14 protein-coding genes are annotated in these 15648 nt (G+C 60.6%); all 14 read left to right on the forward strand.

Annotation, left to right across the window (positions count from 1 at the left end):
- The first annotated feature begins 11 nt into the window (after nucleotides 1–11).
- The 14 genes from tssC (at nucleotide 12) to icmH (ending at nucleotide 15642) form a co-directional block, all read left to right on the forward strand.
- Complete coding sequence (gene tssC, locus CAF79_RS04185) at nucleotides 12–1487, forward strand: type VI secretion system contractile sheath large subunit (protein WP_065258217.1); 1476 nt, start codon at nucleotides 12–14, stop codon at nucleotides 1485–1487.
- Between the two features lie 9 nt (nucleotides 1488–1496).
- Nucleotides 1497–1904: a type VI secretion system baseplate subunit TssE gene (gene tssE / locus CAF79_RS04190; RefSeq protein ID WP_065258216.1), complete on the forward strand. Its 408-nt coding sequence runs from the start codon at nucleotides 1497–1499 to the stop codon at nucleotides 1902–1904.
- Nucleotides 1905–1915: 11 nt separating this feature from the next.
- Nucleotides 1916–2422 (forward strand): PAAR domain-containing protein, encoded by a 507-nt coding sequence (locus CAF79_RS04195; protein ID WP_085696784.1) that lies wholly within the window; start codon nucleotides 1916–1918, stop codon nucleotides 2420–2422.
- Nucleotides 2423–2425: 3 nt separating this feature from the next.
- Nucleotides 2426–3331, forward strand: coding sequence for a hypothetical protein (locus CAF79_RS04200; protein WP_085696786.1), 906 nt, complete (start codon nucleotides 2426–2428; stop codon nucleotides 3329–3331).
- A 687-nt stretch (nucleotides 3332–4018) separates the two neighbouring features.
- Entirely contained in the window at nucleotides 4019–4441 is a 423-nt protein-coding gene (locus CAF79_RS04215; protein WP_085696792.1) for a hypothetical protein, read from the forward strand.
- Nucleotides 4442–4510: 69 nt separating this feature from the next.
- The gene (tssF, locus tag CAF79_RS04220; protein WP_085685957.1) at nucleotides 4511–6298 is read left to right on the forward strand and encodes a type VI secretion system baseplate subunit TssF; all 1788 of its coding nucleotides are present in this window, start codon (nucleotides 4511–4513) and stop codon (nucleotides 6296–6298) included.
- Nucleotides 6262–7269, forward strand: a complete 1008-nt coding sequence (gene tssG, locus CAF79_RS04225; RefSeq protein WP_085696794.1) for a type VI secretion system baseplate subunit TssG — start codon at nucleotides 6262–6264, stop codon at nucleotides 7267–7269. Before tssF ends, tssG begins: the two co-directional genes overlap by 37 nt.
- 11 nt (nucleotides 7270–7280) lie before the next feature.
- A complete protein-coding gene (gene tssH, locus CAF79_RS04230) occupies nucleotides 7281–9938 on the forward strand; it encodes a type VI secretion system ATPase TssH (RefSeq protein ID WP_085696796.1) in 2658 nt (885 codons plus the stop codon).
- Between the two features lie 10 nt (nucleotides 9939–9948).
- Entirely contained in the window at nucleotides 9949–11475 is a 1527-nt protein-coding gene (locus CAF79_RS04235) for a sigma-54-dependent Fis family transcriptional regulator (protein WP_085696798.1), read from the forward strand.
- Between the two features lie 93 nt (nucleotides 11476–11568).
- The gene (locus CAF79_RS04240) at nucleotides 11569–11709 is read left to right on the forward strand and encodes a hypothetical protein (protein WP_003229566.1); all 141 of its coding nucleotides are present in this window, start codon (nucleotides 11569–11571) and stop codon (nucleotides 11707–11709) included.
- 18 nt (nucleotides 11710–11727) lie between these two features.
- Nucleotides 11728–12921, forward strand: coding sequence for a type VI secretion system-associated FHA domain protein TagH (gene tagH / locus CAF79_RS04245; protein ID WP_085696799.1), 1194 nt, complete (start codon nucleotides 11728–11730; stop codon nucleotides 12919–12921).
- A 5-nt stretch (nucleotides 12922–12926) separates the two neighbouring features.
- Nucleotides 12927–13427: a type VI secretion system lipoprotein TssJ gene (tssJ, locus tag CAF79_RS04250; RefSeq protein ID WP_011336587.1), complete on the forward strand. Its 501-nt coding sequence runs from the start codon at nucleotides 12927–12929 to the stop codon at nucleotides 13425–13427.
- A 2-nt stretch (nucleotides 13428–13429) separates the two neighbouring features.
- A complete protein-coding gene (tssK, locus tag CAF79_RS04255; RefSeq protein WP_085696800.1) occupies nucleotides 13430–14761 on the forward strand; it encodes a type VI secretion system baseplate subunit TssK in 1332 nt (443 codons plus the stop codon).
- 5 nt (nucleotides 14762–14766) lie between these two features.
- A complete protein-coding gene (icmH, locus tag CAF79_RS04260) occupies nucleotides 14767–15642 on the forward strand; it encodes a type IVB secretion system protein IcmH/DotU (protein WP_085696801.1) in 876 nt (291 codons plus the stop codon).
- Nucleotides 15643–15648: the final 6 nt, after the last annotated feature.

Consider the following 15648-nt stretch of genomic DNA (forward strand, 5'->3'; position numbering starts at 1 on the left):
AAGCCAACACAATGAGCACTAGCGCAGCACAACAGAACGCCGCAGAAAACGGCGAATACAGCATCCTCGACAGCATCATCGCCGAAACCCGCCTGACGCCGGACGACGAAGCCTACGACATCGCCAAGCGCGGTGTGTCGGCGTTCATCGAAGAGCTGCTCAAGCCGCAGAACAACGGTGAGCCGGTCAAGAAAGCCATGGTTGACCGCATGATCGCCGAGATCGATGCCAAGCTCAGCCGTCAGATGGACGAAATCCTGCACCACCCGGACTTCCAGGCGCTGGAATCGTCGTGGCGTGGCCTGCAACTGCTGGTCGACCGCACCAACTTCCGTGAAAACATCAAGATCGAAATCCTCAACGTCTCCAAGGACGACCTGCTGGACGACTTCGAAGATTCGCCGGAAGTGATGCAGTCGGGCCTGTACAAGCACATCTACACCGCTGAATACGGCCAGTTCGGTGGTCAGCCGGTTGGCGCGATCATCGCCAACTACTACCTGTCCCCAAGCTCGCCGGACGTGAAGCTGATGCAGTACGTGTCCAGCGTAGCCTGCATGTCCCACGCGCCGTTCATCGCTGCTGCCGGCCCGAAATTCTTCGGTCTGGAAAGCTTCACCGGTCTGCCGGACCTGAAGGATCTGAAAGATCACTTCGAAGGCCCGCAATTCACCAAATGGCAGAGCTTCCGTACCTCGGAAGACTCCCGCTACGTTGGCCTGACCGTTCCGCGTTTCCTGCTGCGTAACCCGTACGACCCGGAAGAAAACCCGGTCAAGTCGTTCGTGTACAAGGAAAACGTTGCCAACAGCCACGAGCATTACCTGTGGGGCAACACCGCTTTCGCCTTCGGTACCAAGCTGACCGACAGCTTCGCCAAATTCCGCTGGTGCCCGAACATCATCGGCCCACAGAGCGGCGGCGCGGTCGAAGACCTGCCTCTGCACCACTTCGAAAGCATGGGCGAAATCGAAACCAAGATTCCTACCGAAGTTCTGGTTTCCGACCGTCGTGAATACGAACTGGCCGAGGAAGGCTTCATCTCCCTGACCATGCGTAAAGGCTCCGACAACGCGGCGTTCTTCTCCGCAAGCTCGGTGCAGAAGCCGAAGTTCTTCGGCATCAGCGCAGAAGGCAAGGCGGCAGAGCTGAACTACAAGCTCGGCACCCAGCTGCCGTACATGATGATCGTCAACCGCCTGGCTCACTACCTGAAAGTGCTGCAGCGCGAGCAACTCGGTTCGTGGAAAGAGCGTACCGACCTCGAGCTGGAACTGAACAAGTGGATCCGCCAGTACGTGGCCGACCAGGAAAACCCGAGCGCCGAAGTGCGTGGCCGTCGTCCGCTGCGCGCTGCGCAAGTGATCGTCAGCGACGTTGAAGGCGAGCCGGGCTGGTACCGCGTCAGCCTGAACGTGCGCCCGCACTTCAAGTACATGGGTGCCGATTTCACCCTGTCGCTGGTTGGCAAGCTGGACAAAGAGTAAGAGCGACTCATGGACGGATACGGCAGCCTTTTCGAACGCCTCAACGGCGACGCGGAACTACGCAAGGGCAAGAGCCTCGAGGCTTCTGCCATGGCGTCGGTGGCTGCCCATCTGGCCAAAATGCTCAGCACCCGGGCCGGCAGCGTGCAAACGCTGTCCGACTACGGGTTGCCCGATCTCAATGACATGCGCCTGAGCCTGCACGACTCCCTGAGTCAGGCCCGCCTGGCCATCGAAAGCTTCATCGAAGCCTACGAACCGCGCCTGAGCAACGTGCGTGTCATTTCCCTGCCGCGTGACCACGACCAGCTTCGCCTGGCCTTCAGCATCGAAGGCCTGCTGGAAGTCGAGGGTTTCAAGCGTCAGGTGAGTTTCGCCGCGCGCCTGGATGGCAGCGGTCAAGTGAAGGTCAACTAAGGAGAATCCCGATGTCTGGCAAACCTGCAGCACGCGTATCCGACCCCACTGCTTGCCCGCTCCCCGGCCACGGCACCAACCCGATCGCCGCCGGTTCTGGCGACGTGTTCTTCGACGGCCTCCCGGCCGCTCGCCAGGGCGATGCCTCGGCGTGTGGTGGTGCGTTGGTCGGCGACCTTGCGACCACGGTTCTGATCAACGGCAAGCCGGCTGCCACCGTTGGTTCGGTTGGTTCTCATGGCAACAAGGTCACTGCCGGCTCCGGGACGGTGATTATCGGCAATTCGCATTCGCCGGCGCCGTTTGTGCCGCCATTGCCGTTGATTCTTCCTGGTTTTGATGAGCAGTTCGCCCTTACCGACGAGTCTGGCGCCCCGATGGCTGACCGCCGATATCTCATCGTTCGGCAAGATGGATCGCAGGAAGAGGGTGTTACCAACGCAAAAGGATTCACTCATCGGCTATCTCGCCACGAAAGTGCAGAGACAGTTGAAATCTATGTCGCAAAGGGAGATTGATAGATGGGCGCTGACGTCATCAATACTTCAAGTGGTACTTTTTCGAAAGTTGCAACGATGAGCAGTACCCCAACCAAGGACCTCACGCCTAAGCCTATCGTTGTTGAACAAGGTCTGACGGTATTCCTGGGTGGGGCTGGAATGATCGGTGCTTACAACGCGGATATGGTTGCAGCACTCAAGGAAGCCGGCATTCCCAATGCTGTATTTGGTAACTACTCATCTCTCACGGCAGGGCTGGATAAACATGTCCCAGACATGGTGGACATGCTCAGCGATGCGGCCTCTGTCGTTTTATATAATCAAGATGAAAGTGATCCGGTCATATTTGAATATGGCGAGCTGCAGAAGTGCACTTATGGTGGTGAGTACATAGAGAAGAAATATCTCTATGGCTTGATTACGATCAAAAGTAATAGCGTTGTGGAGTGTACGCCCACCAGCGATATTCTAGCCGTGAAAATTAGTCGCGATGTTTCGAAAATAAAGGCAACGGAATTTCCTCTCGAATCAATGGAAATTACAAAACCATTACCCAAGGTCGGGCAGTTCAATATAGTCGGATACTCTTGGGGGTCCGTAATCGCAGCGCGAACGGCAATGTATTACGCGCGCTCGGGCGTAAAGGTTGATCACGTTGTCCTCATCGGTGCTCCGATTAATAAAAGCCTGAAGGATGCAGTGAGCAGTCACGAAAATATAGGTAAGGCAATAATCATAAACCTGCAGGACAAGGGCGATCCTATTTACGCCGGCATGACTGACAAGGAGTTGGTGGACTCTGCATTGGAACTGGGTAAGCAGATGCCTACGGCGGAGGGGCACTTTTACTACTCCGGAGACACGGCTGACGGGAAGGCCAGACGGCGTGAGCTTGCGAAGCTCCTTTACTCAAAGGGTCTTCGTTAAATGTTTCGAATTTTCTATTTTTTGATATCAGCTCTGTTGCTGCTGATGTCGCTCACCGAGCCTCAGAGTAAATGGTCGGTGGGTGGCGTTGAGTTGTATGGGTATTTTTTCGTTTTTTGTATTGTTGTTTATGTTCCATTGATGGTCGCTGCCTTATTTTTTTTTACAAGGTCGTTGGTTGTGATCGTTAGAACAAGAAATCTGCGAAATGGGGTCATGCCTTTGGCTACGGCTTTTACAGGTGCGATCGCCCTCTATGAATTTAACTATTGGGTGTTCAATGTTATTTACTGACTCGAAAAATATGAGGCTGTGCGGAGAATGGGGACTGTCCCCGATGTCACACCCGAGTTTCGCGGAGAGATGATTGTTTATCCAGACTCTGAAGGCTGGGAAAGTTGGATAGTTTCAGAGTGTCGTTGATGCCTGATTTAAAAGCGGCCTCGCTACCTGAGAAAGTTGGAGAGCGGTATTCATGAACGCAATGAGTTTGCAGGGGTATCTGGCCGGTGTTGCTGACAGTGATCTGTTTGGCTGCCTGGCCATGTTGAGCTTGTTATTGCTCCTGACTGCCTCACATCGGGCGGCTCGAAATTCACGTCTTCACCGCGCACTAACGCTCTCGGTTTTGGCTGCTGTTGTAGCTATCCATGGCCTTGGATCGTGGTACGGAAATCTGAGACCAGCATGAGCAACTACTACCGTATCGCCATGTGCCTGTTTGTCCATGCCTTCGGATGTGTGGCCTACGTATTTTTGAATAATGCAGTAGTGCACGCCTACAAGCATCTGAACGGTGGGTTCACCACCCGTGGGGTCGCCATCGGTATTGCCAGCTACGCGATGTTTTACATTTTTCTCGGTGTCAATTTTATTGCTGCGCTGATTCCAAGCCTCGTTGCCAAGCTGGTGATTCTGAGCCTTATGGTGAGCTTCATCCTGCTTTGGATGCTCCCCGACAACCCATTGAGAGCCTTGTTTTATGGCGTGGCTCAAGGTTGCGTCACCTTGCTTGCAATCCTCGCTTCTCAAGTCATTGAGTTGCGCTGGGTATCAAAAAACATCGCTGGACGCATCCAGCCGAACCAGCCTGAGAGTGCCATCCAATGATCAGGTCAGGTATCGAGAGTAATCCGCAGGACAGTTATTCCATGAGTTCCACTACCAGGCAGGTAACCCGTGTCCTTTAACCACTACTACCAAAGCGAACTCACCGCACTGCGCCAACTGGGCCGCCGTTTCGCCGAGCGTAGTCCGGCACTGGCGCCGTTCCTGGGGCAGGCCGGGCGGGATCCGGATGTGGAGCGGTTGCTGGAAGGCTTTGCGTTTTTGACCGGGCGGCTGCGCCAGAAGCTCGATGACGAGTTGCCGGAGCTCAGCCATTCCCTGATGCAGTTGCTGTGGCCGAACTACATGCGCCCGCTGCCGGCGTTCAGCATTCTGCAGTTCGATCCGCTCAAGCGTTCCGGGCCGGCGCTGAAGGTCGAGCGCGATACGCCGATTGAAAGCGTGCCGATCGAAGACGTGCGTTGCCGTTTCCGCACCTGCTATCCGACCGAAGTCATGGCGCTGGATCTGGCTGCGCTCAACTACTCGGTGAAGGGCGACGGTTCGCTGCTCAGCCTGCGCCTGGAGATGAGCGCCGACGGCCACCTCGGCGAGCTGGAGCTGAGCAAGCTGCGTCTGCACTTTGCCGGCGAGCGCTACATCAGCCAGATGCTCTACCTGAGCCTGCTGCGCAACCTCGACGGCATCGAACTGATCCCCCTCGACGGCGCCGGCAAGCCCATCGATGGCGTGAGCGGCAAGCCGATGGCGTTCAAGATTCCGGGTGACCGGGTCAAGCCAGTGGGTTTTGCCGAAGAAGAAGCGTTGATCCCGTATCCGCTGAACACCTTCCGCGGCTATCGCTACCTGCAGGAATACTTCGCTTTCCAGGACAAGTTCCTGTTCGTCGATGTCCACGGTCTGGACATCCTCAAGGCGCTGCCGGAAGACACCCTCAAGCAAATGCGCGGCCTGGAATTGCGCTTCGACATCCGCAAGAGCGGGATCATGCGCATGCGTCCGACGACGGATAACGTAAAGCTGTTCTGCACGCCGATCGTCAACCTGTTCAAGCACGACGCACTGCCGATCCGCCTCGACGGCAAACAGGACGAATACCTGCTGCTGCCGGCCGAATACGATCTGGAAAACTGCGGCGTGTTCTCGGTGGAAACCGTGACCGGCTGGAAGCCCGGCGGCCTCGGATATCAGGAGTACGTGCCGTTCGAATCCTTCGAGCATGACCCGAGTTTCGACGTGCCCAACAGCCGTCCGCATTACAGCATCCGCCAGCGTTCGTCGTTGCTGCACGACGGTCTCGACACCTACCTGAGCTTCGGCATCCGCCACACCGAAGCCCACGAAACCCTGTCGATCGAGCTGGTCTGCACCAACCAGAACCTGCCGCGCAAACTCAAGCTCGGGCAGATCTGCATGGCCTGCGAAGAGACCCCGGAGTTTCTGAGTTTCCGCAACATCACCCCGGCCACTTCCAGTTTCGCGCCGCCGCTGAACCGTGACTTCCTGTGGAAGCTGATCAGCAACATGTCGCTCAACTATCTGTCGCTGGCCGACGTCAATGCACTGAAGGTGATTCTCGAAACCTACGACCTGCCGCGCTACTACGACCAGCACGCGGAGAAGGTCAGCAAGCGCCTGCTCGGCGGCCTCAAGCACATCAAGCATCACCACGTGGACCGGTTGCACCGTGGTCTGCCGGTGCGCGGTCTGCGCACCGAACTGACCATCGACCCGGAAGGGTATATCGGTGAGGGCGACCTGTTCGTCTTCGCCTCGGTTCTCAACGAGTTTTTCGCGCTTTACGCCAGTCTCAATTCATTCCACGAGCTGCGGGTAAAAAGCACACAGGGAGAGGTGTACCAATGGACACCACGTATGGGCCTGCAGCCCCTGCTTTAAGCGGGCTGACGAAGGTAATACGCGAGTACTCGCTGTTTCAGGCCGTGCTGCTGGTGATCGACCGGCTGCGCGATGCGCACCCGTACCTGAGCGAAGACGACCTGTACGACCAGCTGGAATTCCAGGCCAACCCGAGCCTCGGGTTTCCGCGCAGCGATGTCGATCGCGTGGAGTTTTTCGAAGAGCACGGGCAGATGCGCGCGCGTCTGCGCTTCAACCTGATCGGTTTGGTCGGTTCCGGCTCGCCGCTGCCGGCGTTCTATGGCGAGCAAGCCCTGGGCGACAGCGAAGACGGCAACCCGACGCGCAATTTCCTCGACCTGTTCCACCATCGCCTGCAACGACTGATGCTGCCGATCTGGCGCAAGTATCGCTATCGCGCGAGCTTCCAGAGCGGCGCGGTCGACCCGTTCTCCTCGCACCTGTTTGCCCTGATCGGCCTAGGTGGCGACGAGATCCGCAAGGCCAAGGAGCTGAACTGGAAACGCCTGCTGCCGTACCTCGGCCTGCTCAGTCTGCGGGCGCACTCGGCGGCGCTGATCGAAGCGGTGCTGCGTTACTACTTCAAACACGAAGACCTGGTCATCGAGCAGTGCATCGAGCGCCGCGTGGAAATTCTCGAAGAACAGCGCAACCGCCTCGGCTTCGCCAACAGCGTGCTGGGTGAAGACCTGGTGCTGGGCGAACAGGTGCGCGATCGCAGCGGCAAATTCCGCATTCACATCACCGAACTCGACTGGGAGCGATTCCACGAATTCCTGCCCATCGGTTTCGGTTACCAGCCGCTCTGCGCGCTGGTTCGGTTCACCTTGCGTGACCCGCTCGATTACGACATTCGCCTGGTGCTGCGTCCGGAAGAAATCCGCGAACTGCGCATTGGCGAGAAGAACGACTGTCGCCTGGGGTGGACCAGTTGGCTGGGCTGCGAGAAAGCAGACGGCGTGGTGACTCTGGGCAGCAAAATTCATTAAGGACGTGAGCCATGATCAACGTAGACCTGCAACAACTCATCCAGGCGCTGGACGCCGAAACCCGTCGCGATCTGGAGCGTTCGGCCGAGCGCTGTGTCGCCCGTGGCGGCAGCAAGATTCTGGTCGAAGACTTGCTGCTCGGCCTGCTGGAGCGCCCGAACGGTCTGCTCTCCCGCGCGCTGCAGGATGCCGACGTTGATGCCGGCGAACTGAGCGCCGCGCTGCAATCGCGGGTCGAGCACAGTGCTTCGCGCAACCCGGTGTTCGCCCCGGAGCTGGTGCAGTGGCTGCAGGACGCGCTGCTGGTGGCCAACCTTGAACTGGGCCAGACCTCGGTCGAAGACGCGGCGCTGATCCTCGCGCTGCTGCGTAATCCGATGCGCTACGCCGGCAGCCGCTACCAGCCGTTGCTCGCCAGACTGAACATCGATCGGCTGAAAGAATTCGCCCTGTCGCAACAGCCTCAGGCCGCGGCCAACGGCAAACCGGCCGCCCAGGGCGAATCCCTTTTGGAGCGCTTCACCCACAACCTGACCCAACAGGCCCGCGACGGCAAACTTGACCCGGTGCTGTGCCGCGATGGCGCGATCCGCCAGATGGTCGACATCCTCGCCCGTCGCCGCAAGAACAACCCGATCGTGGTCGGTGAAGCCGGTGTCGGTAAAACCGCCATCGTCGAAGGACTGGCCTCGCGCATCGCGGCCGGTGAAGTGCCGCAAGTGCTCAAGGGCGTTGAACTGCTGTCGCTGGACATGGGCCTGTTGCAGGCTGGCGCCAGCGTCAAAGGTGAATTCGAGCGTCGTCTCAAAGGCGTGATCGACGAGGTCAAGGCCTCGCCGAAGCCGATCATCCTGTTCATCGACGAAGCCCACACCTTGATCGGCGCGGGCGGCAATGCCGGCGGTTCCGACGCGGCCAACCTGCTAAAACCGGCGCTGGCTCGCGGTGAGCTGCGCACCATCGCCGCCACCACTTGGGCCGAGTACAAGAAATACTTCGAGAAAGACCCGGCGCTGGCCCGTCGTTTCCAGCCGGTTCAACTGCACGAACCGACCGTGAGCGAAGCCGTCACCATCCTGCGTGGCCTGGCGCAGGTTTACGAGAAGAGCCACGGCATCTACTTGCGCGATGACGCGGTGGTCTCGGCAGCGGAACTGTCCGCCCGTTACCTTGCCGGTCGGCAACTGCCGGACAAGGCTGTCGACGTCCTCGACACCGCGTGTGCCCGCGTTCGCATCAGCCTCGCTGCTGCCCCGGAAAGCCTGGAGCGCCTGCGTGGCGAGCTGGCTGAAGGTGGCCGTCAGCGTCAGGCCCTGCGCCGCGATGCCGAAGCCGGTCTGCTGATCGACCACGAAGCGCTGGAGGCACTGGAAGCGCGTCTGGACGAAGCCGAAGCCGAAATGGTCGCGCTGGAAACCCTGTGGACCGAACAGAAGCAACTGGCCGAGCGCCTGCTGGAGCTGCGTCAGCAACTGGCCAAGGCTCGCGAAGCCGCCGCCGTCGAGCCGACCGTCAGTGTTGAAGAGGACGCCGAAGGCACCGTGATCGAAACTCGCGCTGCCGAAGTCGCGCAAGGCCAGAGCGTCGAAGCGCTGGAGGCCGAGCTGAACAAGACTCACAGCGAGCTGACGGCTGCGCAGGTCAAAGAGCGTCTGGTCAGCTTCGAAGTCTGCCCGCGTCTGGTGGCCGAAGTGATCAGCGCCTGGACCGGCGTGCCATTGGCGCAACTGGCCCGCGAACACAACGCCAAAGTCGCAAGCTTCGCCACCGACCTGCGCACCCGCATCCGGGGTCAGGAACAAGCCGTGCACGCGCTGGATCGCTCGATGCGCGCCACCGCTGCCGGCCTGAACAAGCCTGACGCACCGGTTGGCGTGTTCCTGCTGGTGGGCCCGAGTGGCGTCGGCAAGACCGAAACCGCCCTGGCGCTCGCCGACCTGCTGTACGGCGGCGACCGTTTCATCACCACCATCAACATGTCCGAGTTCCAGGAGAAACACACCGTTTCCCGCCTGATCGGTGCACCGCCAGGCTACGTCGGTTACGGCGAGGGCGGCATGCTCACCGAAGCCGTGCGCCAGAAACCGTACTCGGTGGTGTTGCTCGATGAAGTCGAGAAGGCCGACCCGGACGTGCTCAACCTGTTCTACCAAATCTTCGACAAGGGCGTGGCCAACGACGGCGAAGGGCGCGAGATCGATTTCCGCAACACGCTGATCCTGATGACCTCGAACCTGGGCAGCGACAAGATCAGCGACCTCTGCGAAGACGGCGCGCGTCCGACCGCCGAAGTGCTGGAAGAAACCATTCGCCCGGTGCTCAGCAAACACTTCAAACCGGCGCTGCTGGCGCGGATGAAAGTGGTGCCGTACTACCCGGTCGGCGGCCCGGTATTGCGCGAGCTGATCGAGATCAAGCTCGGTCGTCTGGGCGAGCGTCTGAGCCGTCGCCAACTGGATTTCAGCTGGTGCCAGAACCTCGTCGATCACCTGTCCGAGCGCTGCACGCAGAGCGAAAGCGGTGCGCGCCTGATCGACCATTTGCTCGACCAGCACGTGCTGCCGCTGGTGGCCGACCGCTTGCTCGATGCCATGGCCACAGGTGAAAGCCTCAAGCGCGTGCATGCGACGCTTGACGGCGAAGCCGGTGTGACCTGCGAGTTCGCCTGAGGTGAGTGTGATGTTCACTCAAGTGCCGCAGCCACTGGTCTATGCCGAAGCCTTGCTGGCGCAGTTCGCCAGCCTGTCGCGCGCGGCGGACGGTGCTGCGCTGCTGGGTGACTTCGTGCGCGGTCTGGCCGGGCTGAGCGGTTGCGAACTGACGCAGCTGTACCTGTTGGACGCCACGCACACGTCGCTGGGGATGAATGCCGAATGCCTCGACGGCGTGCTGCAACCGCGCAGCGCGGCGAGCCTGCCGGCGGACTACAACGGCGAGCAACTGTTGCAGTTCGCCCTGTGCCAGAACCGCGTGGTGTGCCTCGACGACCTGGGCGGCAGCCTGCACGAAACCAGTTTTCTGCCGGCGTCGTCCACGCCTTGGCAATCACTGTTGTGCGTGCCGCTGGTCAATCAGCAGAAGGCCGTCGAGGGTCTGTTGCTGTGCGCCAGCCGTCGGCATGTCGACCTGCAAGGCTTCGCCGATTCCCTCGGCCAGCTCGGCTCGTTCGTGCTGGGTCAGCTGCATCTGCTGCAACGCCTGCGCCAGCCAGTGGATGCGGCCGCGCCGGTCGTGCGCAGTTTGCCGAGCGCCAGCGGTTACGGCCTGATTGGCAAAAGCGCGGCGATGCGCCAGACCTATTCGCTGATCAGCAAAGTCCTGCACAGCCCGTACACCGTGCTGTTGCGTGGCGAGACCGGCACCGGCAAGGAAGTGGTCGCGCGGGCGATCCACGATTGCGGCCCGCGCCGATCCCAGGCGTTCATCGTGCAGAACTGCGCGGCATTCCCGGAAAACCTGCTGGAAAGCGAGCTGTTCGGCTATCGCAAAGGTGCGTTCACCGGTGCCGATCGCGACCGCGCCGGGCTGTTCGACGCGGCCAACGGCGGCACCCTGTTGCTCGATGAAATCGGCGACATGCCGCTGTCGCTGCAAGCCAAGTTGTTGCGTGTTCTGCAGGAAGGCGAGATCCGTCCGCTGGGTTCCAACGACACCCACAAGATCGACGTGCGCATCATCGCCGCGACGCACCGCGATCTGTCTGTGCTGGTCAGCGAAGGCAAATTCCGTGAGGACCTTTACTACCGCCTCGCGCAGTTCCCGATCGAGTTGCCGGCCCTGCGTCAGCGCGAAGGCGACATCCTCGACCTGGCCAGACACTTCGCCGACAAGGCTTGCACCTTCCTGCAACGTGATCCGGTGCGCTGGTCGGACGCGGCCCTGGAACATTTGTCCGGTTACACCTTCCCCGGCAACGTGCGTGAACTCAAAGGCCTGGTCGAGCGCGCGGTGTTGTTGTGCGAGGGCGGCGAGTTGCTGGCCGAGCATTTCTCGCTGCGCCTGGAATTGACGCCGGCGCCGGAAGACCACTGCGGCCTGAATCTGCGCGAACGACTGGAAGCGGTCGAACGCAATCTGCTGCTCGATTGCCTGCGCAAGAACGACGGCAACCAGACGCTCGCCGCACGCGAACTGGGCTTGCCACGCCGCACGCTGCTGTACCGGCTCGGCCGCTTGAACATCAATCTGGGTGATTTCGATGGGTAGGCGAAAGTCCGTCGGATTCACCTCGAAAACCTGTTTCAGCGCCGCCCGCGAGGGTCGGCGCTTTGTGCTTTGTCTACACCTGGAGACCCTCTGATGTCTGTTCGTCACTGGCACGCTGTCCTGCTGACCCTCGTCGTTCTATGCGGCCTCGGCGGTTGCAGCGGCAATTACAAATTCAACGATAACGATTACCGCCCGTTGGGTGATCCGCAGGCGGTCAATCGCGGCAAGTGACCGCAAGGAGCATCAAACATGGAATTGGTTTTCGAAATGCTGAACACCAAGCAGTTCGTGCCCACCGAGCTGTGCCAGCGGACCTTCAAACAGGCCGGCGGCGTGATCGGGCGGGGCGAGGACTGCGACTGGATCATCCCTGACCGCAAGCGTCACTTGTCCAATCATCACGCGATCGTCAGCTATCGCGAGGGCACGTTTTTCCTGACCGACACCAGCAGCAACGGTGTTCAGGACGGCGACAGCGGCGCACGCCTGCACAAGGGCGAACCGGTGCGTATCGAGCACGGCAGCACCTACGTGCTGGGCGACTTCGAGATTCGTGCGCGCCTGGTGCGCGACCCGGCGACCTTCGACGGTGAAGTCGGCCTGCCCCGCGCCGCCGGCAGCATCATTCCGGACGACGCGTTCCTCGACCTCGACCCGTTGAAATCGATGGAGCAGCAAGAGCGCGTGTACTCGGAGTTCGAGGAAATGCTCGCACCGGTGACCGACCCAGAAGACTCCCGTCAGCGCGCCGACTATGCGCGTATCGACATGGAAAGCCTGATGGTGCCGGAACTGATCGTCGAGCCCACGCCAGAACCTGCGCCGGCGCCGAAAGCGGTCGAGCGTCAGAGCGAAACCTTCTGGGATAAATTCGGCGCAGCCCTCGGCGTGAACGTGAAGAACCTCAGCCACGACGAGCGTGAAGCCCTCGCGCTGAACGCTGCACGTCTGCTACGCCAGAGCATCGGCGGTCTGCAACAGAGCCTGCGCACCCGTTCGGAGCTGAAGAACGAACTGCGTCTGGCCCAGACCACCGTGCAAGGTACCAACAAGAACCCGCTGAAATTCGCCGTCGATCCGAGCGAAGCGCTGGACATCCTGTTGCAGCCGCACAAGCCGGGTCACTTGCCGGCCGAGCAGGCGATCTCCCGTGCGTTCCGCGACTTGCAGGCGCATCAGGTAGCGCTGCTGACCGCCAGCCGCGCGGCGGTGCGCGGCACTTTGGAGCACTTCTCGCCAGAGCAACTGACCTTGCGTTTCGAGCGTGACAACAAGCCGTTGCTCGCCACCGCCGGCGGGCGCTGGAGAGCGTTCAACCGTTATCACCATGCGCTGCGTCAGGACGACGACTGGAGCGAGCGTCTGCTGGCCCGCGACTTCGCCCAGGCCTACGAAGAACAGATCCGCCTGATCTCCACCCTCCACACCGACCACCAAGGATGATGCGCATGTCTCGCCGCTCGACCGCTTTTTTCAAGACGCTGACCGCGCTCACCCTGTTGGTGCTGCTCGCCGGTTGCTCGTCGCTGTCGCCGTATTCGAAAGTGACCAAGATCAACCTGAAGCTGACCGGCAGCGACCAGCTGAACCCGGACCTCAACGGTCGTCCGTCGCCGATCGTGGTGCGCCTGTTCGAACTCAAGCACCCGGTGACGTTCGAGAACGCCGATTTCTTCAGCCTCTACGAGCGCGCCAAGGAATCCCTCAACCCGGACCTGGTGGCCAGCGAAGAACTCGAACTGCGCCCGGGTGAAACCGTGGAACTGAAACTCAGCGTGGAGGAGGGCAGTCGCTTCATCGGCATCCTCGCCGCGTACCGTGACCTGCCGGAAACCAAGTGGCGCCACACGTTCCCGATCACGCCGCTGGAAGTCACCGAAGCCGATCTGACTCTGGATCAGGCCGGTATCCGCAAGACCAACGAAGTGCTCGCCAAGGCGGATGACTGACCATGAATACCCATAAAGTCATCTGGCAGGAAGGCATGCTGCTGCGTCCGCAGCACTTCCAGCACAACGACCGCTACTACGATCACCAGATGAAGACCCGCACCCAGTTGCTGGGCGGCTACACCTGGGGTTTCCTGAATCTGGAGATCGACTTGCAGTTCCTCAACATGGGCAAACTGGTGATCAGTGAAGCCTCGGGGATCCTGCCGGACGGCAGCCTGTTCGAACTCGGCGGCAACACCGAACCGCTGGCCCTGGACATTCCGCCGAACACCGGCAACATGCCGGTTTACCTGGCGCTGCCGCTGGTCACCGGTAACCACATCGAGGCCCGTCGCCCGGAGCAGTCGGACGTGCTGGCGCGCTACACCGCGTATGACGCCGAAGTGGCCGACTCCAACGCCGGTGATGATTCCGCCAGCCAGGTCAGCTGCGGTCGCCCGGACTTCAAATTGTTGCTCGGCGAGCAGCAGAGCGACCAGGCCTACGTGAAGCTGAAAATCTGCGACGTGCTCGACACCACGCCGGACGGCGTGATCAGCCTCGATCCGGATTTCGTGCCGACCTACATTCAGGCCCACGCTTCCAGCTACCTGCTGTCGTGCCTGAAAGAAGTGATCAGCATGCTCGGTCACCGGGGCGACACCATTGCCGAGCGCATCCGTTCCAACGGCAAGGTCGGTGGCGCGGAAATCGGCGACTTCATGATGCTGCAACTGATCAACCGCACCGAACTGCTGCTGCGCCACTACCTGGGTCTGGAGCAGGTTCATCCGGAAGAGTTGTACCGCACGCTGCTGACCATGCTCGGTGATCTGGCGACCTTCTCCAGCGACAGCAAACGCCCGCGCCTGGACAGCCGTTACTCCCACGCCGACCAGGGTGCGAGCTTCCGCAAACTGATGGAGTCGATCCGTCAGGTACTGTCGATGGTGCTGGAACAGCACGCTATCGAACTGATCCTGCAAGCGCGTCAGTACGGGATCATCGTGTCGCCGCTGCACGACCACAAACTGCTGGGCTCGGCGTCGTTCGTGCTGGCAGCCAGTGCCAACTGCGACTCCGAAGAACTGCGCAACCGCTTGCCTGCGCACCTCAAGGTCGGCCCGGTGGAACGCATCCGCCAACTGGTCAACCTGCACCTGCCGGGGATCAAGGTCAAACCGTTGCCGGTGGCCCCGCGGCAGATCGCGTTCCATTCGAACAAAACCTATTTCATCCTCGAACTCAGTTCCGAAGACCTGGCGCAACTCGAGCGCTCCGGCGGCTTCGCGTTCCACGTGTCCGGCGAATTCGCCGAGCTTGAACTGAAATTCTGGGCCATCAGGAACTGACCGACATGATCAAGGACATGGAACACAACCAGGACGACAAAACCGTCCTGCTCGACCGTCAGGGCCATGGCCCGGCGGCGAGTCCGCTGACCGACTTCGCTGCGCCACCGCGCTTTGAACAACTGGAAGAACGGATGATCTACGCCGCGCGCCTGCGCCCGGCGGAAGCCTTCAATATCAGCCTCAATTCGCTGGTGGCCGCCTCTTCCGAATTGCTGTCGGAAGTGGTGCGCCTCAAACACAGCGACACCCGCGAAGACCTCTACGCGCTCAACGAGCGCCTGACCGCCGGGCTCAAGCTGTTTGAAGTGCGTGCCCTGCACAACGGCGCCGAAAGCAGCCAGGTGATGGCCGCCCGTTACGTGCTCTGCACCGTGGTCGACGAAGCCGTCGTGACCACGCCGTGGGGCAACGAAAGCGAGTGGTCGCAGATGAGCCTGCTCAGTAGTTTCCACAACGAAACCTTCGGTGGTGAGAAGTTCTTCCAGCTGCTCGATCGGCTGTCGAAAAACCCGGTCAAGCACCTGCCGATGCTGGAGCTGATGTACCTGTGCCTGTCCCTCGGTTTCGAGGGCAAGTACCGCGTGCAGGCACGCGGCATGCTGGAACTCGAAGGCATCCGCGACGCCCTGTACCGGCAGATCCGCCAGTTGCGTGGCGATGTGCCGCGTGAATTGTCGCCGCAGTGGGAAGGCCTCAACGATCAGCGCCGCAACCTGGTGCGCATCGTGCCGGCGTGGATGGTGGTGCTGTTCACCTTCGTCTGTCTGGTGATGATGTATTCGGGCTTCGCCTGGGTCTTGGGCGAGCAGCGCGACACCGTTCTGCAACCTTATCAGCCGCTTGATCCGGCCGCGGCCCAGCCGCAGTCGCAGCCGTAAACAGGG

This window comes from Pseudomonas sp. B26(2017), assembly GCF_002113045.1.
Taxonomy (GTDB): Bacteria; Pseudomonadota; Gammaproteobacteria; order Pseudomonadales; family Pseudomonadaceae; genus Aquipseudomonas.

Excerpts from the sequence above, each read along its gene's own strand:
- tssC (WP_065258217.1), top strand. The coding sequence starts at position 12 with ATGAGCACTAGCGCAGCACAACAGAACGCCGCAGAAAACGGCGAATAC.
- tssE (WP_065258216.1), top strand. The coding sequence starts at position 1,497 with ATGGACGGATACGGCAGCCTTTTCGAACGCCTCAACGGCGACGCGGAA.
- CAF79_RS04195 (WP_085696784.1), top strand. The coding sequence starts at position 1,916 with ATGTCTGGCAAACCTGCAGCACGCGTATCCGACCCCACTGCTTGCCCG.
- CAF79_RS04200 (WP_085696786.1), top strand. The coding sequence starts at position 2,426 with ATGGGCGCTGACGTCATCAATACTTCAAGTGGTACTTTTTCGAAAGTT.
- CAF79_RS04215 (WP_085696792.1), top strand. The coding sequence starts at position 4,019 with ATGAGCAACTACTACCGTATCGCCATGTGCCTGTTTGTCCATGCCTTC.
- tssG (WP_085696794.1), top strand. The coding sequence starts at position 6,262 with ATGGACACCACGTATGGGCCTGCAGCCCCTGCTTTAAGCGGGCTGACG.
- tssH (WP_085696796.1), top strand. The coding sequence starts at position 7,281 with ATGATCAACGTAGACCTGCAACAACTCATCCAGGCGCTGGACGCCGAA.
- CAF79_RS04235 (WP_085696798.1), top strand. The coding sequence starts at position 9,949 with ATGTTCACTCAAGTGCCGCAGCCACTGGTCTATGCCGAAGCCTTGCTG.
- CAF79_RS04240 (WP_003229566.1), top strand. The coding sequence starts at position 11,569 with ATGTCTGTTCGTCACTGGCACGCTGTCCTGCTGACCCTCGTCGTTCTA.
- tagH (WP_085696799.1), top strand. The coding sequence starts at position 11,728 with ATGGAATTGGTTTTCGAAATGCTGAACACCAAGCAGTTCGTGCCCACC.
- tssJ (WP_011336587.1), top strand. The coding sequence starts at position 12,927 with ATGTCTCGCCGCTCGACCGCTTTTTTCAAGACGCTGACCGCGCTCACC.
- tssK (WP_085696800.1), top strand. The coding sequence starts at position 13,430 with ATGAATACCCATAAAGTCATCTGGCAGGAAGGCATGCTGCTGCGTCCG.
- icmH (WP_085696801.1), top strand. The coding sequence starts at position 14,767 with ATGATCAAGGACATGGAACACAACCAGGACGACAAAACCGTCCTGCTC.